This is a genomic window from Chromobacterium vaccinii, assembly GCF_001855275.1.
Lineage (GTDB): Bacteria > Pseudomonadota > Gammaproteobacteria > Burkholderiales > Chromobacteriaceae > Chromobacterium > Chromobacterium vaccinii.
Genome location: NZ_CP017707.1, coordinates 12,195 through 28,381, shown reverse-complemented (window position 1 = coordinate 28,381; position 16,187 = coordinate 12,195). Strand labels below are relative to the sequence as shown.

12 protein-coding genes are annotated in these 16,187 nt (G+C 62.7%); 1 reads left to right on the top strand and 11 read right to left on the bottom strand.

Features of this window, described 5'->3' with window-relative positions; all coding sequences use genetic code 11:
- Window positions 1-3: 3 nt before the first annotated feature.
- The gene (locus BKX93_RS00120; RefSeq protein ID WP_083340365.1) at window positions 4-1,770 is read right to left on the bottom strand and encodes an ABC transporter substrate-binding protein; all 1,767 of its coding nucleotides are present in this window, start codon (window positions 1,768-1,770) and stop codon (window positions 4-6) included.
- Between the two features lie 247 nt (window positions 1,771-2,017).
- Between BKX93_RS00120 and BKX93_RS00115 the strand changes: the two genes are divergently transcribed.
- Window positions 2,018-2,383: a hypothetical protein gene (locus BKX93_RS00115; protein ID WP_046159077.1), complete on the top strand. Its 366-nt coding sequence runs from the start codon at window positions 2,018-2,020 to the stop codon at window positions 2,381-2,383.
- Between the two features lie 48 nt (window positions 2,384-2,431).
- Here BKX93_RS00115 and BKX93_RS00110 read toward each other — a convergent pair whose 3' ends face one another.
- The 10 genes from BKX93_RS00110 to BKX93_RS00065 all read right to left on the bottom strand — a co-directional run bounded on the left by BKX93_RS00110 (window position 2,432) and on the right by BKX93_RS00065 (window position 16,176).
- Window positions 2,432-5,551, bottom strand: coding sequence for an efflux RND transporter permease subunit (locus BKX93_RS00110; protein ID WP_070978075.1), 3,120 nt, complete (start codon window positions 5,549-5,551; stop codon window positions 2,432-2,434).
- Window positions 5,552-5,561: 10 nt separating this feature from the next.
- A complete protein-coding gene (locus BKX93_RS00105; protein ID WP_070978082.1) occupies window positions 5,562-6,668 on the bottom strand; it encodes an efflux RND transporter periplasmic adaptor subunit in 1,107 nt (368 codons plus the stop codon).
- 118 nt (window positions 6,669-6,786) lie between these two features.
- Window positions 6,787-7,209: an ExbD/TolR family protein gene (locus tag BKX93_RS00100; RefSeq protein ID WP_021475752.1), complete on the bottom strand. Its 423-nt coding sequence runs from the start codon at window positions 7,207-7,209 to the stop codon at window positions 6,787-6,789.
- Between the two features lie 10 nt (window positions 7,210-7,219).
- Window positions 7,220-7,663 carry an ExbD/TolR family protein gene (locus tag BKX93_RS00095; protein WP_046159195.1) on the bottom strand — a complete coding sequence of 148 codons (444 nt, stop codon included), beginning with the start codon at window positions 7,661-7,663 and terminating at the stop codon, window positions 7,220-7,222.
- A gap of 6 nt (window positions 7,664-7,669) precedes the next feature.
- Entirely contained in the window at window positions 7,670-8,416 is a 747-nt protein-coding gene (locus BKX93_RS00090) for a MotA/TolQ/ExbB proton channel family protein (RefSeq protein WP_083340364.1), read from the bottom strand.
- Between the two features lie 39 nt (window positions 8,417-8,455).
- Entirely contained in the window at window positions 8,456-9,163 is a 708-nt protein-coding gene (locus tag BKX93_RS00085) for an energy transducer TonB (protein ID WP_083340363.1), read from the bottom strand.
- A gap of 136 nt (window positions 9,164-9,299) precedes the next feature.
- Window positions 9,300-11,906, bottom strand: a complete 2,607-nt coding sequence (locus tag BKX93_RS00080; protein WP_083340362.1) for a TonB-dependent receptor plug domain-containing protein — start codon at window positions 11,904-11,906, stop codon at window positions 9,300-9,302.
- 526 nt (window positions 11,907-12,432) lie between these two features.
- Window positions 12,433-14,139, bottom strand: coding sequence for an ABC transporter ATP-binding protein (locus BKX93_RS00075; protein ID WP_046168804.1), 1,707 nt, complete (start codon window positions 14,137-14,139; stop codon window positions 12,433-12,435).
- A gap of 23 nt (window positions 14,140-14,162) precedes the next feature.
- Window positions 14,163-15,221 carry an ABC transporter permease gene (locus BKX93_RS00070; RefSeq protein WP_070978077.1) on the bottom strand — a complete coding sequence of 353 codons (1,059 nt, stop codon included), beginning with the start codon at window positions 15,219-15,221 and terminating at the stop codon, window positions 14,163-14,165.
- A gap of 16 nt (window positions 15,222-15,237) precedes the next feature.
- A complete protein-coding gene (locus BKX93_RS00065; RefSeq protein ID WP_046168806.1) occupies window positions 15,238-16,176 on the bottom strand; it encodes an ABC transporter permease in 939 nt (312 codons plus the stop codon).
- Between the last annotated feature and the right edge of the window lie 11 nt (window positions 16,177-16,187).

Sequence of the window (16,187 nt, the reverse complement as noted above, 5' to 3'; positions counted from 1 at the left end):
CGCTTATTTTTCTACGTCCAGGAAACGCCAGATGGCGTTGAAATTGGGGTGGAACTTGAATCCCTTCACCCAAGACTGAGCCAGCGCATTGGTGAAGCGGATATCGCTGAACATCCACGGCGTGTCGCCGACCACGATCTTGTTCATCTGGTCGTACAGGCGGTTGCGTTCCGGGCCATCAGGCAGCAAGCGCGACTGTTCGTAGAGCTTGTCGTAGCGCGGGGACTGGTAGCAGGCATTGTTGGAGTTGCCGACATTGCCGCCATACAGCAGCTGCGTGAAGTTGTCTCCATCCGGATAATCAGCGCTCCAGGCGCCGCCGTTCATGCCGAATTTGCAGTCGCGCTGCGCCTTCACCTGCTCGTTCCACTGCATCACGCGAAAATTCGCCCTCACCTTGATGCGGTCAAAGGCCTTCTGCCAATACTCGTTCCACTGTTTGTCGATGGCGGTGGGGCCAGTCAGGAAATCGACGACGACAGGCTTGCCGTCCGGAGCATGGCGGTAACCGTCGGCGCCTACCCTGTAGCCGAACTGGTCCAGCAAGGCATTGGCCAGCGGTGGGTTGTAGGGATAGGCGGCGCGGAAATTGGGATTGTGGCCGGCCACGTTGGGCGGCACGATGTACTGCACCTGCACCGCCTGGTTGCGGCGGATGTCCCGTATCGTCTCGTTGGTGTCGAAAGCCATGGAGATCGCGCGGCGCAGCGCTATCTTGTCCTTGCCGTACCCGCCGACGACCGGGTCTTTCATATTGAACGCGTAGAAGGTGACTTCCTCGCCCAGCTCTCGGCTAAGCTGAATGCCCTTGCTTTTCAGTTCCGGCTTCAGCTCCGCGCGCCACGGATTCTTGGGATCCAGGCGCAATACCTGCCTGATCAGCGGCTGAGGAATGCCCACGAGGTCCAGCTCCCCGCTCTTGAAAGCCAGCCAGGCCGGCTGCTCCTCCTGGATCACCGACACCTCGATCCGGTCTATCTGCGGATAGCGCTTGCCGTTCATCTGCGCGGCGATTTTTTGATCGCCCGCGCCGTAATGGAAGGTTTCCCTGCGGAAATTGGGATTACGCACCAGCGTCATGCTGTTGCCCGGCTTCCAGTCCTTCAACACGTAGGGGCCGGTGCCGACCGGATGGGCATTGGTATTGTCGCCGTAGGCATCGACCACTTCCCGCGCCTGCCCCTCTACCCAGCTGCCGGCCAGCAGGAAGGGCAAGGATGGGAACGGCTGCTTGAACTTCAGCTGCAAGGTGTAGCGGTCCAGCGTCTTCACGCCCTCCACCACCGTGTCGTAATCCAGCTTGCCCTTGCCCGCCTTCTTCGCCAGCTCGGCCAGACCCACCAGTTTGTCGGTGAAAGTGTCGCTGAGCGGCGAGGCCACGGTCGGGTCGGACAGGCGCTTGATCGAGTACACGTAATCGGCGGCGGTCAGCTCGCGCTTCTTGCCCTTGAACGCCGGGTCCGGCGCGAAGTAGATGCCCTTCTTCAAATGGAAGGTATAAGTCAGGCCGTCGGCGCTGACCGTCGGCATCGCCGTCGCCACATTGGGGATCACCCTCACCGGACGGGACAGGTAGTCGAAAGTCAGCAAGGGATCGTAGATGTGCTCGATCACGGCGGCGGAATAGATATCGGACACCTTGGCCGGATCGAAGCCGGTTTCAGGAGCATTGAACGCCACATGCAGCACCTTCTCCGCGGCGGCCGCATGCAGCGGCGCCAAGCTCCCCCAGACCATCAGTGCCGCCACCAGGGGCTTTTTCAGGCACATAGTCGTTTCTCCTTTGTTTTTCTCATCGGAACCAGTCCTCATCAGGATGGTCGATTTTCTATCGCGGCAACGCTTTGGCCGACTCGCGCGCCAAAGCGCAACAAGGTCGTTAACACAAAGCCGACGCCGCCCACACCTTAACGATTGACACACCCGCAAGATGACATCATCGTTAAATAAACAGCAATTCGATATTCACCGCGGCTCCGCTTGCCCTGCCAACGCGTGCCGCCGCAAGGAGAGCGCCATGAAATCCGCGGCATCGATACTCGTTCTGGCCGCCCTGTCGCTGGCCGGCTGCGCCACCCAGCAGGGCTATGCGCAGAAGGTCTACAGCTGGCAGGGACGCGACGCCAACGAACTGCTGGCCGCCTGGGGCACGCCCACCGGGCAGATGACCATGCCCAACGGCAAGCAGCTCTACACCTACCGCACCGCCTACAGCCAGGAAATGCCGATACAAAGCAGCGGCTTCTACCATCCCTGGAGCCTCAGCGGCGGCGGCTCCACCTACTACAGCTGCACCACCAACTTCGTTGTCGATCCGCGCGACCACACTATTCAATCGGTCAGCTTCGACGGCAACGACTGCGTCGCCCCGCCGCGCAAGTGATTCCGCGGGCGCTCACGCGACAGGAGCCGGCGATTGCCGGCTCCCTGTTTATTTACCGCCCGCCTCGTTCAGCTTCAGCGCGCGGCGCCCGCCCAATAGGCGGCGAATGCGGACGCGCAGGCTGTCCAGATAGGTGTACACCACCGGCACCACCAGCAGGGTCAGCAGCGTGGAAGTCGCCAGGCCGCCGATGATGGCGTGCGCCATCGGCCGGTTGGTCTCCGAGCCGTCGCCGGTACCCAGCGCCAACGGCAACATGCCGAAAATCATCGCCAGACTGGTCATCATGATGGGACGCAGCCTCACCCTGCCCGCCTCGGCGATGGCGTCTTCGCGCGCCATGCCCTCCATCCGCGCCCGATTGATGAAGTCCACCAGCAGAATGCCGTTCTTGGCCACCAGGCCCATCAGCATGATGATGCCGATGATGGAGAACATGTTGAGCGTGGAGCCCCACAGGAACAGCGCGACGAACACGCCGCCGAAGGCCAGCGGCAGCGACACCATGATGGTCACCGGTAGCGTGAAGCTGCGGAACTGCGCGGCCAGGATCAGGTAGATGAAAATCACGCCCAAACCCAGCGCGCGCAGCGCGTTGGCCACCGTCTCTTCCATGTCCTTCTGCTGGCCGCGGTGCATGCGCTGCACGCCTTGCGGCAATTGCATGTTGCCCAGCATCTTGTCGATGTCCGCCATCGCCGAGCCCACGTCGCGGCCTTCCACATTGGCCAGGATGCTGATCTCGCGCATCATGTTGGTGCGTTTGATCTGGCGCGGGCTGACGCCCTGCCGGGTCTCGATCAGCGTCGACAGCGGGACCATCTGCGCCGCGCCGTTATCGTCGCGGTTGCCGGCCACTTTCAGCTGGTCCAGCAGTTCCTGGCGGCGCTCGTCCTTCGGCACCCGCAGCCTGACGTCGTAATTCTCGCCGTCCGGGGCCTCCCAGGTGGTGACCACATTGCCGGCCAGCAGCATCGACAGCAGATTGCCGACGCGATTGAGATCCACGCCCAGGCTCAGCGCCGCGTCGCGCTTCAATGTCAGGCTCAGCGACGGATCGCCCTCGGTCAGATTGGATTCAATGTCCTTCACGCCCTTCACCTTGCCGATGCGGGCCATGATGTCGCGCGACACCGCGTCCAGCTCGGCCAGATTGGAGCCGCGCAGGCCGATGAAGATAGGCTTGCCCTGCTGCTCGTCGTTGGCCACCGCCTTGATCAGCACCCCAGCCACCGGCTGCACCCGCTTGCGGGCATCGGCGATGACCTCGTCCAGGCTGCGCTGGCGCGAGCGCTTGTCCCCGATGTCCAGCGTCAGTTGGCCGTCGTTCTTGCCGGCGCCGAAGTTGCCGGCGCCGACATCCAGCGACACCGTGTGGATTTCCTTGATCCCGGACAGCGCGTCAGACAGTTCCCGGCCCTTCAGCGTCGTGTACTCCAGCGACGAGCCCGGCGCGGTCTGGTACACCACATTGATCTTGCCGCTGTCGCGCACCGGCGTGAATTCGCCGCCGATGCTGGGCACCAGCATGAAGCTGGCCGCGGTGACGCCCAGCGCCAGCGCCAGCGTGGTCTTGCGATGGCCCAGCACCCAGCGGATCGCGGCGGCGTAGCGCTCGGACAGCCGGTCAAGCGAGGTCTCGAACCAGTCCAGCATCCGGCCCAACGGGCCGCGGTGGCGGTCGCCGTGATGGTGGGGGTCGTGCCAGATCGACGACAGCATCGGATCCAGGGAGAAGCTGACGAACATCGAGATCAGCACCGCCACCGCCACGGTGAGGCCGAACTGGTGGAAGAAGCGGCCGATGATGCCGCCCATGAAGCCCACCGGCAGGAATACCGCCACCACCGTCAGCGTGGTGGCCAGCACGGCAAGGCCGATCTCGTTGGTGCCGTCCAGCGCCGCCTGGTAATGGCTCTTGCCCAGCGCGGCGTGGCGCACGATGTTCTCGCGCACCACGATGGCGTCGTCGATCAGCAGGCCGATGGACAGCGACAGCGCCAGCAGCGTCAGCATGTTCAGCGTGAAACCCATCAGCTGGATCGCGAACAGCGTGCCCACCAGCGCCACCGGCAGCGTCAAGCCGGTGATCACCGTGCTGCGCCAGCTGCCCAGGAACAGGAACACGATCAGGATGGTCAACCCCGCGCCTTCCAGCAGCATGGACTCCACGCTATGCAGCGCCTTCTTCACGTCCTCGGCAGAGTCATAGGTGTAGCGCAGCTCGGTGCCGGCCGGCATCTGCGGCTTCAGCTCGGTCAACAGTTTCTTGACGCCCTCGGCCACCGCCACCTCGTTGGCGCCGCGCGCGGCCTTGATGTCCACGCCCAGGCCGGGCTGGCCATTGACCAGCGAGACGCTGTCCTGCTCGGCCTCGGTGTCCGCCACCACGGCGATGTCATCCAGCCGGATAGGCGTGCCGTTGCGGTAACCCACCGCCAGCGCGGCGAAGTCGTCGGCGGACTTGAGCTTGCCGGACACGCGGATCGCCCACTCCTTGTGCGCGGTGGAAACGTTGCCGGCCGGGAAGTCCTGGTTGGCGGCCTTGATCGCGTCGGCCACGTCGGCCAGCGACAGGCCGGAGCCTTCCAGCCGCACCGGATCGACGTCGATGCGGATCTCCCGCCGCACCGCTCCGATCAGACTGACGTCGCCGACGCCCTCCACCATCTGCAGCCGCTTCTTCAGCACGTTCTCGGTCCAACTGCTCAGCTCGCGCGGACGGGTCTGGCTGGAGGTCAGCGACAGCGACAGCATCGGCTTGTCGTTCGGGTCAACCTGGGACACCGACGGCGTGCCGATCTCGCGGCGGAACTGCCCCTGCACCGATGCCACCTTGTCGCGCACGTTCTGCACCGCGACGATGGGGTCGACCGACAGTTCGAACTCGGCCACCACGAAGGAGCTGCCTTCGGAAGAATAAGAGCGGATTTCCTTGATGCCGCTGACGGTGTTGAGCGCCTCCTCGAGCGGCTTGCTCACTTCGCTCTCCACCACCTCGGGCGAGGCGCCGGTATAACGCGTCTCCACCACCGCCATCGGCAGCCTGACGTCCGGCATCTCCTCCACCGGCAGCTTCTGCCAGGAGAACAAACCTAGCACCAACAGCGTCATCATCAACACCGCGGCGAAATACGGATTGCGCACGCTTACGCGGGTCAGCCACATGGCGCTCTCCTCAAGCCAGGCCGGCCGGCAGGCTGACCGGGTCGCCCGCCTTGCTGCCCAGCAGTTCGCCGACAATCACGCTGGAGCCGGCAGCCACGCCGGCTATCGCGGCCTGACGCTCGTTTTCCGCGCGCAGCTCCACCGTCACCGGCCGCTTCGTCAGCCTGCCCTTCTCCACCACCATCACCCAAGGCTGGCCGTCGATGTCGCGCACCGCAGAGATGGGCACCACCACCTTGTCCTTCACCGCCCTCACCACCACGCCGCCCTTGGCGAACTGGCCCACTTTCAAGTGTCCGTCCGCGTTCTTCACCCGCACGAACAGCGTGAAGCTGCGGGTGCCGGGTATGGCCACCGGGTTGATGCGAACCACTTCGCCGCGCTCTTGCGCGTCGCGCCCATCCACGCTGAACGAAGCCGGCATGCCCACCCTCACCTGCCCCACCAGCCTCGAAGGCACGGTAGCCGCGATTTCCAGCACCGCCAGATCAGCCACCGAAAACAGCTTCATATTGCGGCTGGCCACCTCGCCGGGGTTGATCTTGCGCTCGTAGACCACGCCGTCTATCGGCGATTTGACCTGCGCGTCGGCCAGCGAGCGTTGCGCCCGCGCCAACAGGGCGGCCTGCGCGCGCAGCTCGCCCTCTTTCACCCGGAAGTCGCTTTCCAGCTCGTCGAACGCCACCTGGGAGATAAAACCTTTGCCCAGCAGCTCCCGCTGCTTGTCCAGCTTGACCTTGGCCAGCTTCAGCCGCGCCTTGGAGTTGTCCAGCTGGGCATTCTGCTCTGCCACAGACTGGCCCAGAGACTCGGCGTCCAGCACCGCCAGCAGCTGCCCGCGGCGCACCGCCTCTCCTTCGCGCACCCGCACTTCGCGGACATTGGCGTCCACCTCGGACGCCACCGCGCTGCTGGTCAGCGCGTTCAGCGAGCCGGTGAACGGAATGGCGGCGGCGAGCGGCCTCACCTCGGCCCGCACCACATCGGCGCCGGACAAGCGGCGCGCCGCCGGCGCCGACGCGTTCTTGCCGGAGGCGGACGCATGCTCGGCGCCGCCCTTGCCGCAGGCGGCTAGCGATAGAAGAAACAGGGCGGACAGGCAAAGACGTATATTCATATGTGTGTTTTCCGATGTGGCCATCGCGGCGTCATCCGGTCTTGTTGTCGATTACGGAACAGGCGGCCGTTTGGCCGCCTGTCCGACATCATGCCACATCCGGTAATTTATTTTAATGTCATTGCAAGAACTGTTCCGACCCGACGATGCCCAGCTTCGTCAGTCCCAGACGCTGCGACTCCGCCAGCACCATCGCCACCGGCGCGTAACTCGCATCCTTGTTCGGCTTGATGTGCAGCTCCGGCTGCGGTTCCGCCTTACCCGCCGCCGACAGCCTCGTCTCCAGCGCCTCCCGGTTCGGCAAACGCTCGCCGTTCCACATCACCGCATTGTCCGGCGCGATGTCGATCTGCACCACCACCGGCTTCGCCAACGGCTTCGCCGGCGTGTTCTGCGGCATGTCCAGCTTCACCGCGTGCGTCTGGATCGGTATCGTGATGATCAACATGATCAGCATCACCAACATCACGTCGATCAACGGCGTGGTGTTGATTTCCATCATCAGGTCGTCTTCTCCCGACGAACCCACATTCATCGCCATGTCTCTTCTCCTACTCGCCGCCGCCGGGCGCCGGCGGCTCCGTGATGAACGCGATCTTCACGATCCCCGCCTGCTGCACCGCCAGCACGATGCGGCCGATCGGCGCGTACTTCGCCGTCGCGTCGCCCCGGATGTGCACTTCCGGCTGCGGGTCTTTCTTCGCTTCCTTCACCAGCCGCGCCAACAATTCCTGCTGGTCCTTCACCGGAGACATGTTCCAGTAGATGCGGCTGTCCGGCCCCACCCCCAGCACCACGTTCTCCGGCTTGGTCTGCGTCGGGATGTTCTGCTCTTTCGGCAGCGTCATCTTCACTGTCTGCGTCACCACCGGCACCGTGATCAGGAAGATGATCAGCAGCACCAGCATCACGTCCACCAGCGGCGTGGTGTTGATCGCCGACAGCACCTGGTCCTCGTCGCCCTTGCCGTGGCCAAATCGTTTGTAACGGGCCATATTCGATTACCGGCTCGGGGTGTTCAGCAGGCTGGCGTGCAGACGGCCCGACACCACGCGCACGTTGTCCAGCACCAGCTTGTTGCGGCGCACCAGCCAGTTGTATCCCAGCACCGCCGGCACCGCCACCGCCAGACCGATGGCGGTCATGATCAGCGCTTCGCCCACCGGACCGGCCACCTTGTCGATGGAGGCCTGGCCCGAGGTGCCGATCTTCACCAGCGCGTGGTAGATGCCCCATACGGTGCCGAACAGGCCGACGAACGGCGCGGTGGAGCCGACGGTGGCGATCACCGACAGGCCGTTTTGCATATGATGGCTGGTGGAGTCCACCGCGTCCGAAATCGCCATCGCCACCCAGGTGTTCAGATCCACGCGGTTGGCCAGTTCGCCCTTGTGCTCGGTGGCCGCTTCGATGCCGGCTTGCGCCACCGCGCTGTACATGCCTTCGTCCGCCAGTTCGGTGGCGGCTTTTTGCAGGTCCACGCCGTGGTGGCCCAGCAGTTCATGCCCCTGCTTGATCAGGCGGCGTTGTTCCAGCAGCTTGACGATGCCGACATACCAGGTGGAGGCCGACATGATCAGCAGAATGATCAGCGTGCCCTTGGCCACGAAGTCGCCTTGCGACCACAGCGCGTCGATGCCGTACGGATTGGAGGTGCTGACGGTCTCCGCCGCCAGCGCCGGCAGCGCGGTCAGCAGGCCGGCGGCGCCCAGGACTTTGCCCAGCAGTGCGCGAGTGTTCTTGATCATGGTATTTGCTCCTTTGTGTCTTGAGATGCCCTGGGCGACTTAGGCGCCAGAGTCGAGTTTGAAGTGAAACGGCTGCGTCAGCTGCATGTTGGCGCGACACGCATAGCTCTGAAGAGCATTCGAAATCGCCGATTTAAAACTGCTCCGGTAACGAGGGGGGATGCTGCCGTCAAAGCGCACATCCGTGATCCCAGTCACTTTCCCATCCCCGCCTACCGCAAACACGACGAACACATCGCCTTGAATTTCATCCTCCAACGCCTTGGCTGGATATTCTGGCGTTTCGGTCTGAGTGCAGTTGCCCTTGACTGAGACCGGGCCTTTCGGAGCCTCCACCGCCGGGGCCGGCGTCGGCGCCGGTTGCGGCTTCGGATCGGAGGTCACCGCCTGGATGGCGTTGACCGATTGCGTGACCGGCGGCGGATTCACCACCGGCGGCACGTAGGCCTGCGGCTTCGGCGTCGTCGGCTGCTGCACCACTTTCTCGATCTTCGGCGGCGGCGGCGGAGGCGGCGGCGGCGGTTCGCTGATCACCGACACTTCCACTTTCTGCTGGATCACCTTGACCACCCCCTGGGCCAGGCCTGTCACCAGCGCGTAGATCAGCGCGGCATGGAATACGATGACGCCCGCCAGACCGGCGAATCGTCGCCGGGGCGGTGGCCCTCCCACTCCTTTGGCTGCAATGCTTGTCATATGGATTACCCATTCCTTCAATAAAACCGGCAGACTCGGCCGGACCGGCATTCAGGTCCGGCCAGAGCTGCCAACCTGTCGCGCGGGCGGGGTGGGATCACCGCCCCGCCTGCGCATTCCCTGCGCATAAAAACCTGCGCCGTCATGACAGAATGCTATAGCTGTGGACTAAATACAATAGCCAAAGCTAGAGTTTGTATGACGCTTTCAAGAAATAGGCTCGGCCCACCGGGTCGGCGAGAATCGGATCAAATCCTTTCTGGAAGAACTTGTTCTGATTACTGAAGGGAGGCTCCTGATCAAACAGATTCTTCACCCCCGCCGTCACGCTCAGCTTCTTCTTCCATAGATAGGTGGAAGACAGGTTCCAGTTGGAATACGGCTTGACGCTATGCGTCGCCTTATAGTCGGTGTAGCCGGACACATAGTTTTGGGCGAGCAACGCGCTCCAATCGCCGAAAGACCAGCCGAATCCCAGCGAATGCTTCCAGCGGACCACCGGCTGCAGGCCATTGTTCCATTGGCTCAAACGCGAGTAGTACACCCCTCCCGCCTCCACCTGCTGAACGAACTTGGAGGTATAAGTGCCATCCAGATTGATGGTGAAATTACCAAGACGGCTCTTGGGCAAGCGCCAGGAAAACGAAGTGTCCAAACCCGCCGCGCTCAGATTGCCCAAGTTCTCAGTCGGGGTGGCAACATAGTCGAGCTTGGAATACGGGTCATTCGGATTCACCCGCACAAAGCGGTCGGCATATTTGACCGGATCGTTGAAGATCAGATCATTGTCCAGCACGCCTATCACTTTATTGATGGTGGTCCACCAGAAATCGACGCTGGCCGTAATCTCCTTGATCGGCTCGATCACCACGCCGAAGGTGAGAGAAGTGGCGCGTTCAGGCTCCAAATTGCGATTGCCGCCCTGCTTGGCGAAAAACGTGGTGCCGCAATCCGTCTTGTCCCCGCCGTTGGCCGGCGTCCCATTCGGGCAGCGCGCCGGGTCGTCCAGATTATTGCCATTGGTATAGGTCTTGGCATCCGGCTGGAAAATGTCGAACAGCGAAGGCGCGCGGAATCCTCTGCTCGCGGAGCCGCGGAACATGATTTGCGACGCCGGCTGATACTTGAATGCAACCTTGGGATTGAAAGCTTTGCCGAAGTCGCTGTACTTGTCGTAGCGGGCCGCCAACTGCACGTCCAACCCTTTTATGACAGGCACTTCCGCCTCAAGGTACAGCGCCGAGATATTGCGGCTGCCCTTGGTTGACTTGGAATCGGCGATCCCCGATCCAATCGCGTACTGAGCCAGATCCTGAATCTGGCTGTCCAGCTTCTCGTGCCGCAATTCGCCGCCGATCGCCGCCGCGACATTCCCCGCCGGCAAGGCAAAGATCTCCTTGCTGGCCTTGAAGTCCGCCAGCGCGGTTTCATATTTCGAAATCCAGCCGTCTCCCTTCAACTCGACGCCCTCCCATGCGCCGGCCGGAGAATCGCCGAACGGATTGATCTGATCGGTCAGCAGCGCCTGCTCTATCTTATCGCTGTTTACATAGCCGCTCTTGTAATTGATGGTGGTTTGGTTCGACGAATACGCGGCGCCGGTACGATAATCCCACCCCCCGATCAGCCCCTCCAGATTCACCGCCAGCCGCTGCGTATCGGAAATGCTCTTGGTCGTTCTGGGACCGAGAGGATCGCTGCGCAGATTCAACACCGCCGTCGCCCCCGGCGTCACCGGCGAGCCATCCGGCAGCACTGTCGGGAAGTACTTGTTGACGCCCGCGGTCAGCGTGGCGACGGATTGCATCGGCGTAGGGCCGATGCGCGTGGTGCTGATGTTTCGGGCGCCCAGATACTGCGCCGTCAACATATGGTCGCCAAACTGCTTGCTGAGCTTGCCGTTGGCGGTGAATTGCTCCACCTCCGGCGTCAGATCCATGAACAGCCATGTCTTCTCGCCGCAGCTGGTCGCATCCCTGGGCGTGGAGTATGGCGGACGGCAATTCGGCATGGCCATGTTGTAAACATTGCCGTCGCCGGGATTGCCTTTGGACTTGTAGAGGAAGTTGGCTGGATAGGTGGTGCTGCTCAAAGACTGATTCTTGGTCGCGAATTCGCGATCCACAGTGCGAATCGCCTTGCTCTTCTGATACGACAAAACGCCGTAAGCGTTCCAGCCATCTTTCGCCAGGTCGCCCACGCCGCCCAATACGCTCACATTCGCGGAATCGCCGCCCTTGTGCTGAGTGGACAGCGCTTCGCCGGAAATAGTCAGCCCTTGATAGCTCTTCTTGGTGATGAAATTCATCACCCCGCCGATGGCGTCGCTGCCGTACAGCGCGGAAGCGCCATCGCGCAGCACCTCGATCCGGTCTATGGCCGACAGCGGAATGGCGTTCAGGTCGGTCGCGATGCCGGAAATCGCCTGGTTGGCGACCCGGCGGCCATCCAGCAGCACCAGGGTATATTGCGGATCGAAGCCGCGCAGGCCGGCATAGGACGCGCCGCCGCTGACCGACTGCACGGAAGACGCGCCGACCAGGCTGGACTGGTTGCTGGCCAACGAATTGACCACCTGCTCCACCGTGGTGAAACCTTGCTTGGTCATTTCCTCGGTGCGCACGATCGTCACCGGCAGCGCTTTTTCCTGCTTGATGCTGCGTTTGATGTTGGAACCGGTCACCTCCACCCGGTCCAGCTCTCCAGAGGACACGCCATCGGCGGCCCATGCCACAGGCGCGTTGACGCCTATCCCCGCCATGGCCAAAGCCACGGCCAACTGTTTCTTTTTCATCACGAAACTCTCCTTTGTTCTTTATCCGTATCTCGTCCGCCAGTTCTGCAGCTGGCGTGATCGCGCTCAAGCCATTCACATCGCATGAAATGGCTCTGGATTCGAGTGTGGGAAGAGTTCCTACAAACCGTCAATATCCGTAACAATTCGTCATTAAGTACAGATCGTTTCTATCCGTCATGCCATTCAGCGCAATTTTCTGCCCCAAACCACTTCATCATGCCGTGAACATAAAAGCAAAACCCGCATGTGGCAAAGCATCCAGCCCCACCAGCCGCGCTAACCTTTCTCTCAGGAGCCTTCTCGTCTCATATTCATCTGACAATGTCGTTTTTATGTAAAAAATGTTGCATTTACACAAATCACTGAAAGAAATTGTCAAAATTAGAAGTCATCACAAAGCCTGATGATGAGAAATAATCATGGTATTGATGCAAAAACAGGAAGCAGACTTTGACCCTGGGTGATCCCTCCCATAAAAAAGCCGGCCCCTCGGGCCGGCTTGTCCTGCATCGCCTCTTCCGCGCTACGCCGGCGCCAGCGCCGGGCTCCAGCCCTGCGGAATCGCACCCAGCAGCTTCTTGGTGTAGCCGTCCCGCGGCTCGCGGTAGATCACGTCCGCGTCCGCCTGCTCCACCACCCGCCCCTTGTTCATCACCAACACCTGGTCGGAGATGTGCTTCACTACCGCCAGATCGTGCGAGATGAACAGGTAGGACAGCTTGAACTCGTCCTGCAGGTCCTGCAGCAGGTTCAGCACCTGCGCCTGCACCGACACGTCCAGCGCCGACACCGATTCGTCGCAGATCAGCACTTCCGGCTTCAAGGTCAGGCAGCGCGCGATCGCGATCCGCTGCCGCTGGCCGCCCGAGAACTCATGCGGGTACTTGGCCAGGGCCCCGGCCGCCAACCCCACCTTGTCCAGCAGCTCCTGCGCCAGCTTGCGGCGCTGGCCGGCATCCTGGCCGATGCCGTGCAGCAGCATCGGCTCGGTCAGGATCTGCTCCACCGTGAAGCGCGGGTTCAGCGACGCGTACGGGTTCTGGAAGATGATCTGGATCCGCTTCTTGTAAGTGTGGAATTCCTTGGCGCTCATGCCGATCAGGTCCTGGCCGTGGAACAGCGCCTTGCCCGCGGTCGCCTGGTGCAGCCGCACCAGCGTCAGGCCGACGGTGGTCTTGCCCGAGCCCGACTCGCCGACGATGCCCAAGGTCTTGCCGCGCGCCAGCTTGAACGACACGTCCTGCACCGCGTGGAACTGCCGCTTGCCGAACAGCCCTTCGCGGATGTCGAAGCTCTTGCACAGACCCTGCACGTCCAGCACGATCTCGTCGTCCGCCGCGTAGCCACGCTTGCGCTCGGCCGGCTCCACGTAGCCGCCCGGCTGCAGGAAGTCGTCGATCACCGCCAGCCGCTCGGGACGGCGATCCAGATGCGGCCGGCACGACAGCAGCGCCTTGGTGTACGCGTCCTGCGGGTTCTCGAAGATCTGCCGCACCGTGCCCTGTTCGCGGATCACGCCGTGGCGCATCACGATCACTTCGTCGGCGAACTCGCCCACCACCCCCAGGTCGTGGGTGATGAACAGCACCGACATGCCGTGCTTCTTCTGCAGGTCGGCGATCAGTTGCAGGATCTGCTTCTGAATCGTGACGTCGAGCGCGGTGGTCGGCTCGTCGGCGATCAGCAGCTTGGGCTCGCAGGCGATGGCGATGGCGATCATCACCCGCTGCTGCTGGCCGCCGGACAATTCGTGCGGGTAGCTCTTCACCCGCTTCTCCGGCTCCGGCAGCCCCACTTCGCGCAGCAGCTCCACCGCCCGCTTCCACGCCGCCGAGCGCGACAGCTTCGCGTGCAGCGTCAGCGTCTCGACGATCTGCTCGCCGACGGTGAACACCGGGTTCAAGGAGCTCATCGGCTCCTGGAAGATCATCGCCACGTCCTTGCCGCGCAGCCGGCGCAGCTCCGCCGCGCTCAGCTTCAGCAGGTCGCGCCCGTCGAAGCGCAGCTCCGACGCCGGATCGATCTCGCTCGATTGCGGCGGCAGCAGCTGCATGATGGCCATCGACGTCACCGATTTGCCGGAACCCGATTCCCCCACCAGCGCCACCGTGCGGTGCGCCGGAATGTCGAAGCTCACGCCCTTCAGCGCCTCGAAGCGGCCGCCGTCCTCCTGGCGGAAACTCACCCGCAGGTTGCGGACCGACAGCAGGGTTTTATTTTGATTGCTCATCTCGTGTCTCTCCCCCATCCCGCTTACTTGGCCGCCGCGCGCGGATCCAGCGCATCGCGCAAGGCGTCCACCAGCAGGCTGAACGCCGTCACCAGCACCGACATGGCGATGGTCACCGCCAGCATCTGCCACCAGTAGCCCTGGATCAGCTCGGTCGGCGCTTCGGCCAGCATCGAACCCAGGCTGACCTCGCGTACGCCGACGCCGAAGCCGAGGAAGGACAGAATGGCCTCGTACTTGATCAACGCCACCGTCAGCAAGGAAAACTGCACCAAGAGCAAATGGGAGATGTTGGGCAGGATGTGGACGAACATCTTGCGGCTGCTGCCGGCGCCGATGGCGTCCGCCGCCTGCACATACTCGCGGCCTTTCAGCTTCAGGTACTCGGCGCGCACCAGGCGGTAGGTGCCGGTCCAGCTGGTCAGCGCCATCACCGAAATGATGGTGGTGATGCCGCGGCCAGACACCGCGGCGAAAGACAGCAGCAGCAGCATGTCCGGCACCGAGGTGAACACACTGTAAAACCAGTTGAGGAAATCGTCGGTCTTGCCGCCGAAATAGCCGGACACCGCGCCAAGCGCGCAGCCTATCAGCAGGGAAAACACCGCGCCGAACACGCCGACGAAGATGGACGTGGACGTGCCCTTCAACGCTTTCTGGATCACGTCGCGGCCCTGCAAGTCGCCGCCGAACGGCAGTCTCTCCAGCCGCGGCGGCGCGTGGTCGGCGTATTCGCCGACATGCTTCTCCGCCTCGGACAGCTGCTTGCCTATCGGATCCTCGGCGCGGCTCAGTGCGGCAATGGGCGCGGCAGCCGCCTTGGCTGCCGGCTCCGGCGGCAACACGTCGTCCGCGGACTCCTTGACCCAGCTTGGCGGCGCATAAGGCACGCCCACCTCGTCCACCCAATGCGCGCCGACCAGATTGAACCAGCCGCCGATCGAGACCAGCAGATAGGCCAGCACGATCCACATCGAAATAAAGCCCACCTTGTTGCGCTTCAAGCGCTGCCATCCCAGCCCCCACAGACTGCGGGACGGCGCGGCCGGCGCGGCGCCGGCGGTATTCTGCAATGTCGTCATGATTGTTCTCCTCCGCTCACTTCAGCTGCACGCGCGGATCGATCCACTTGTAGACCAGGTCGCCCAGCAGGTTGAACACCATGGTGGCGATGGCGATATAGATGGTGATGGCCTTGATGACCGGAAAATCGCTCTTGTTCACCGCCTGCACCACTTCGTTGCCCATGCCGGGAATGCCGAAGAAACTCTCCAGCACCAGCGCGCCCAGCAACATGTAGGGCAAGGACATCATCACGCTGGTCACCACCGGGATCAGCGCGTTGCGCAGCACGTGCTTGAGCATGATCTGACGCTCGGACAAGCCCTTGGCGCGCGCGGTGCGCACGTAATCCTGGCCCAGCTCCTCAACGAAGAAGCTGCGATAGAAACGGATGTCCGGTCCCAGCGACACCATCAGGCCCAGCAACAAGGGCAACGGCACGTAGACGAACAGATTGACCCAGAACGAATCGCCCCAGCCTCGTACCGGAAACCAGCCCAGCTTGAAGCCAAGAAAAAACTGGCCGGCGATGATGTAGATCAGCGCGCTGATGGACATGGCCACGGTGCAGGAGATGGTGACGATGTGATCGGTCAGGCCGCCGCGGAAATACGCGACCAGCGCCGCCAGCGGAATGGCGACCAGCAGATCGACCACCAGCATGGCGCCGGTCAGCGTCAGCGACGGTCCGATGCGGCTGCCGATGATGTCGGACACCGGTTGCTGGGTGGACCAGGAAGTGCCGAAATCCAGCGTCAGCACCTGATGGGCAAACAGCAGGAATTGCTCTGGCAGGCTCTTGTCCAGCCCCAATTGGGCGCGGATGTGCGCCAGCACTTCGGCCGAGAAATGCTTGCCGGCCAAGACCAGCGACGGATCGCCGCCCACCAGCGTGAACAGCGTGAAGACCAGCAGCATCACCCCGAACAGGGTCGGGATCATTTGCAGCAGCCGGCGGATGATGAATGCGGACATGATGGTTCTCC

Bases quoted from the DNA above. Each gene is read 5' to 3' on its own strand.
- BKX93_RS00120 (WP_083340365.1), bottom strand. From the start codon at position 1,770: ATGTGCCTGAAAAAGCCCCTGGTGGCGGCACTGATGGTCTGGGGGAGC.
- BKX93_RS00115 (WP_046159077.1), top strand. From the start codon at position 2,018: ATGAAATCCGCGGCATCGATACTCGTTCTGGCCGCCCTGTCGCTGGCC.
- BKX93_RS00110 (WP_070978075.1), bottom strand. From the start codon at position 5,551: ATGTGGCTGACCCGCGTAAGCGTGCGCAATCCGTATTTCGCCGCGGTG.
- BKX93_RS00105 (WP_070978082.1), bottom strand. From the start codon at position 6,668: ATGAATATACGTCTTTGCCTGTCCGCCCTGTTTCTTCTATCGCTAGCC.
- BKX93_RS00100 (WP_021475752.1), bottom strand. From the start codon at position 7,209: ATGGCGATGAATGTGGGTTCGTCGGGAGAAGACGACCTGATGATGGAA.
- BKX93_RS00095 (WP_046159195.1), bottom strand. From the start codon at position 7,663: ATGGCCCGTTACAAACGATTTGGCCACGGCAAGGGCGACGAGGACCAG.
- BKX93_RS00090 (WP_083340364.1), bottom strand. From the start codon at position 8,416: ATGATCAAGAACACTCGCGCACTGCTGGGCAAAGTCCTGGGCGCCGCC.
- BKX93_RS00085 (WP_083340363.1), bottom strand. From the start codon at position 9,163: ATGCCGGTCCGGCCGAGTCTGCCGGTTTTATTGAAGGAATGGGTAATC.
- BKX93_RS00080 (WP_083340362.1), bottom strand. From the start codon at position 11,906: ATGAAAAAGAAACAGTTGGCCGTGGCTTTGGCCATGGCGGGGATAGGC.
- BKX93_RS00075 (WP_046168804.1), bottom strand. From the start codon at position 14,139: ATGAGCAATCAAAATAAAACCCTGCTGTCGGTCCGCAACCTGCGGGTG.
- BKX93_RS00070 (WP_070978077.1), bottom strand. From the start codon at position 15,221: ATGACGACATTGCAGAATACCGCCGGCGCCGCGCCGGCCGCGCCGTCC.
- BKX93_RS00065 (WP_046168806.1), bottom strand. From the start codon at position 16,176: ATGTCCGCATTCATCATCCGCCGGCTGCTGCAAATGATCCCGACCCTG.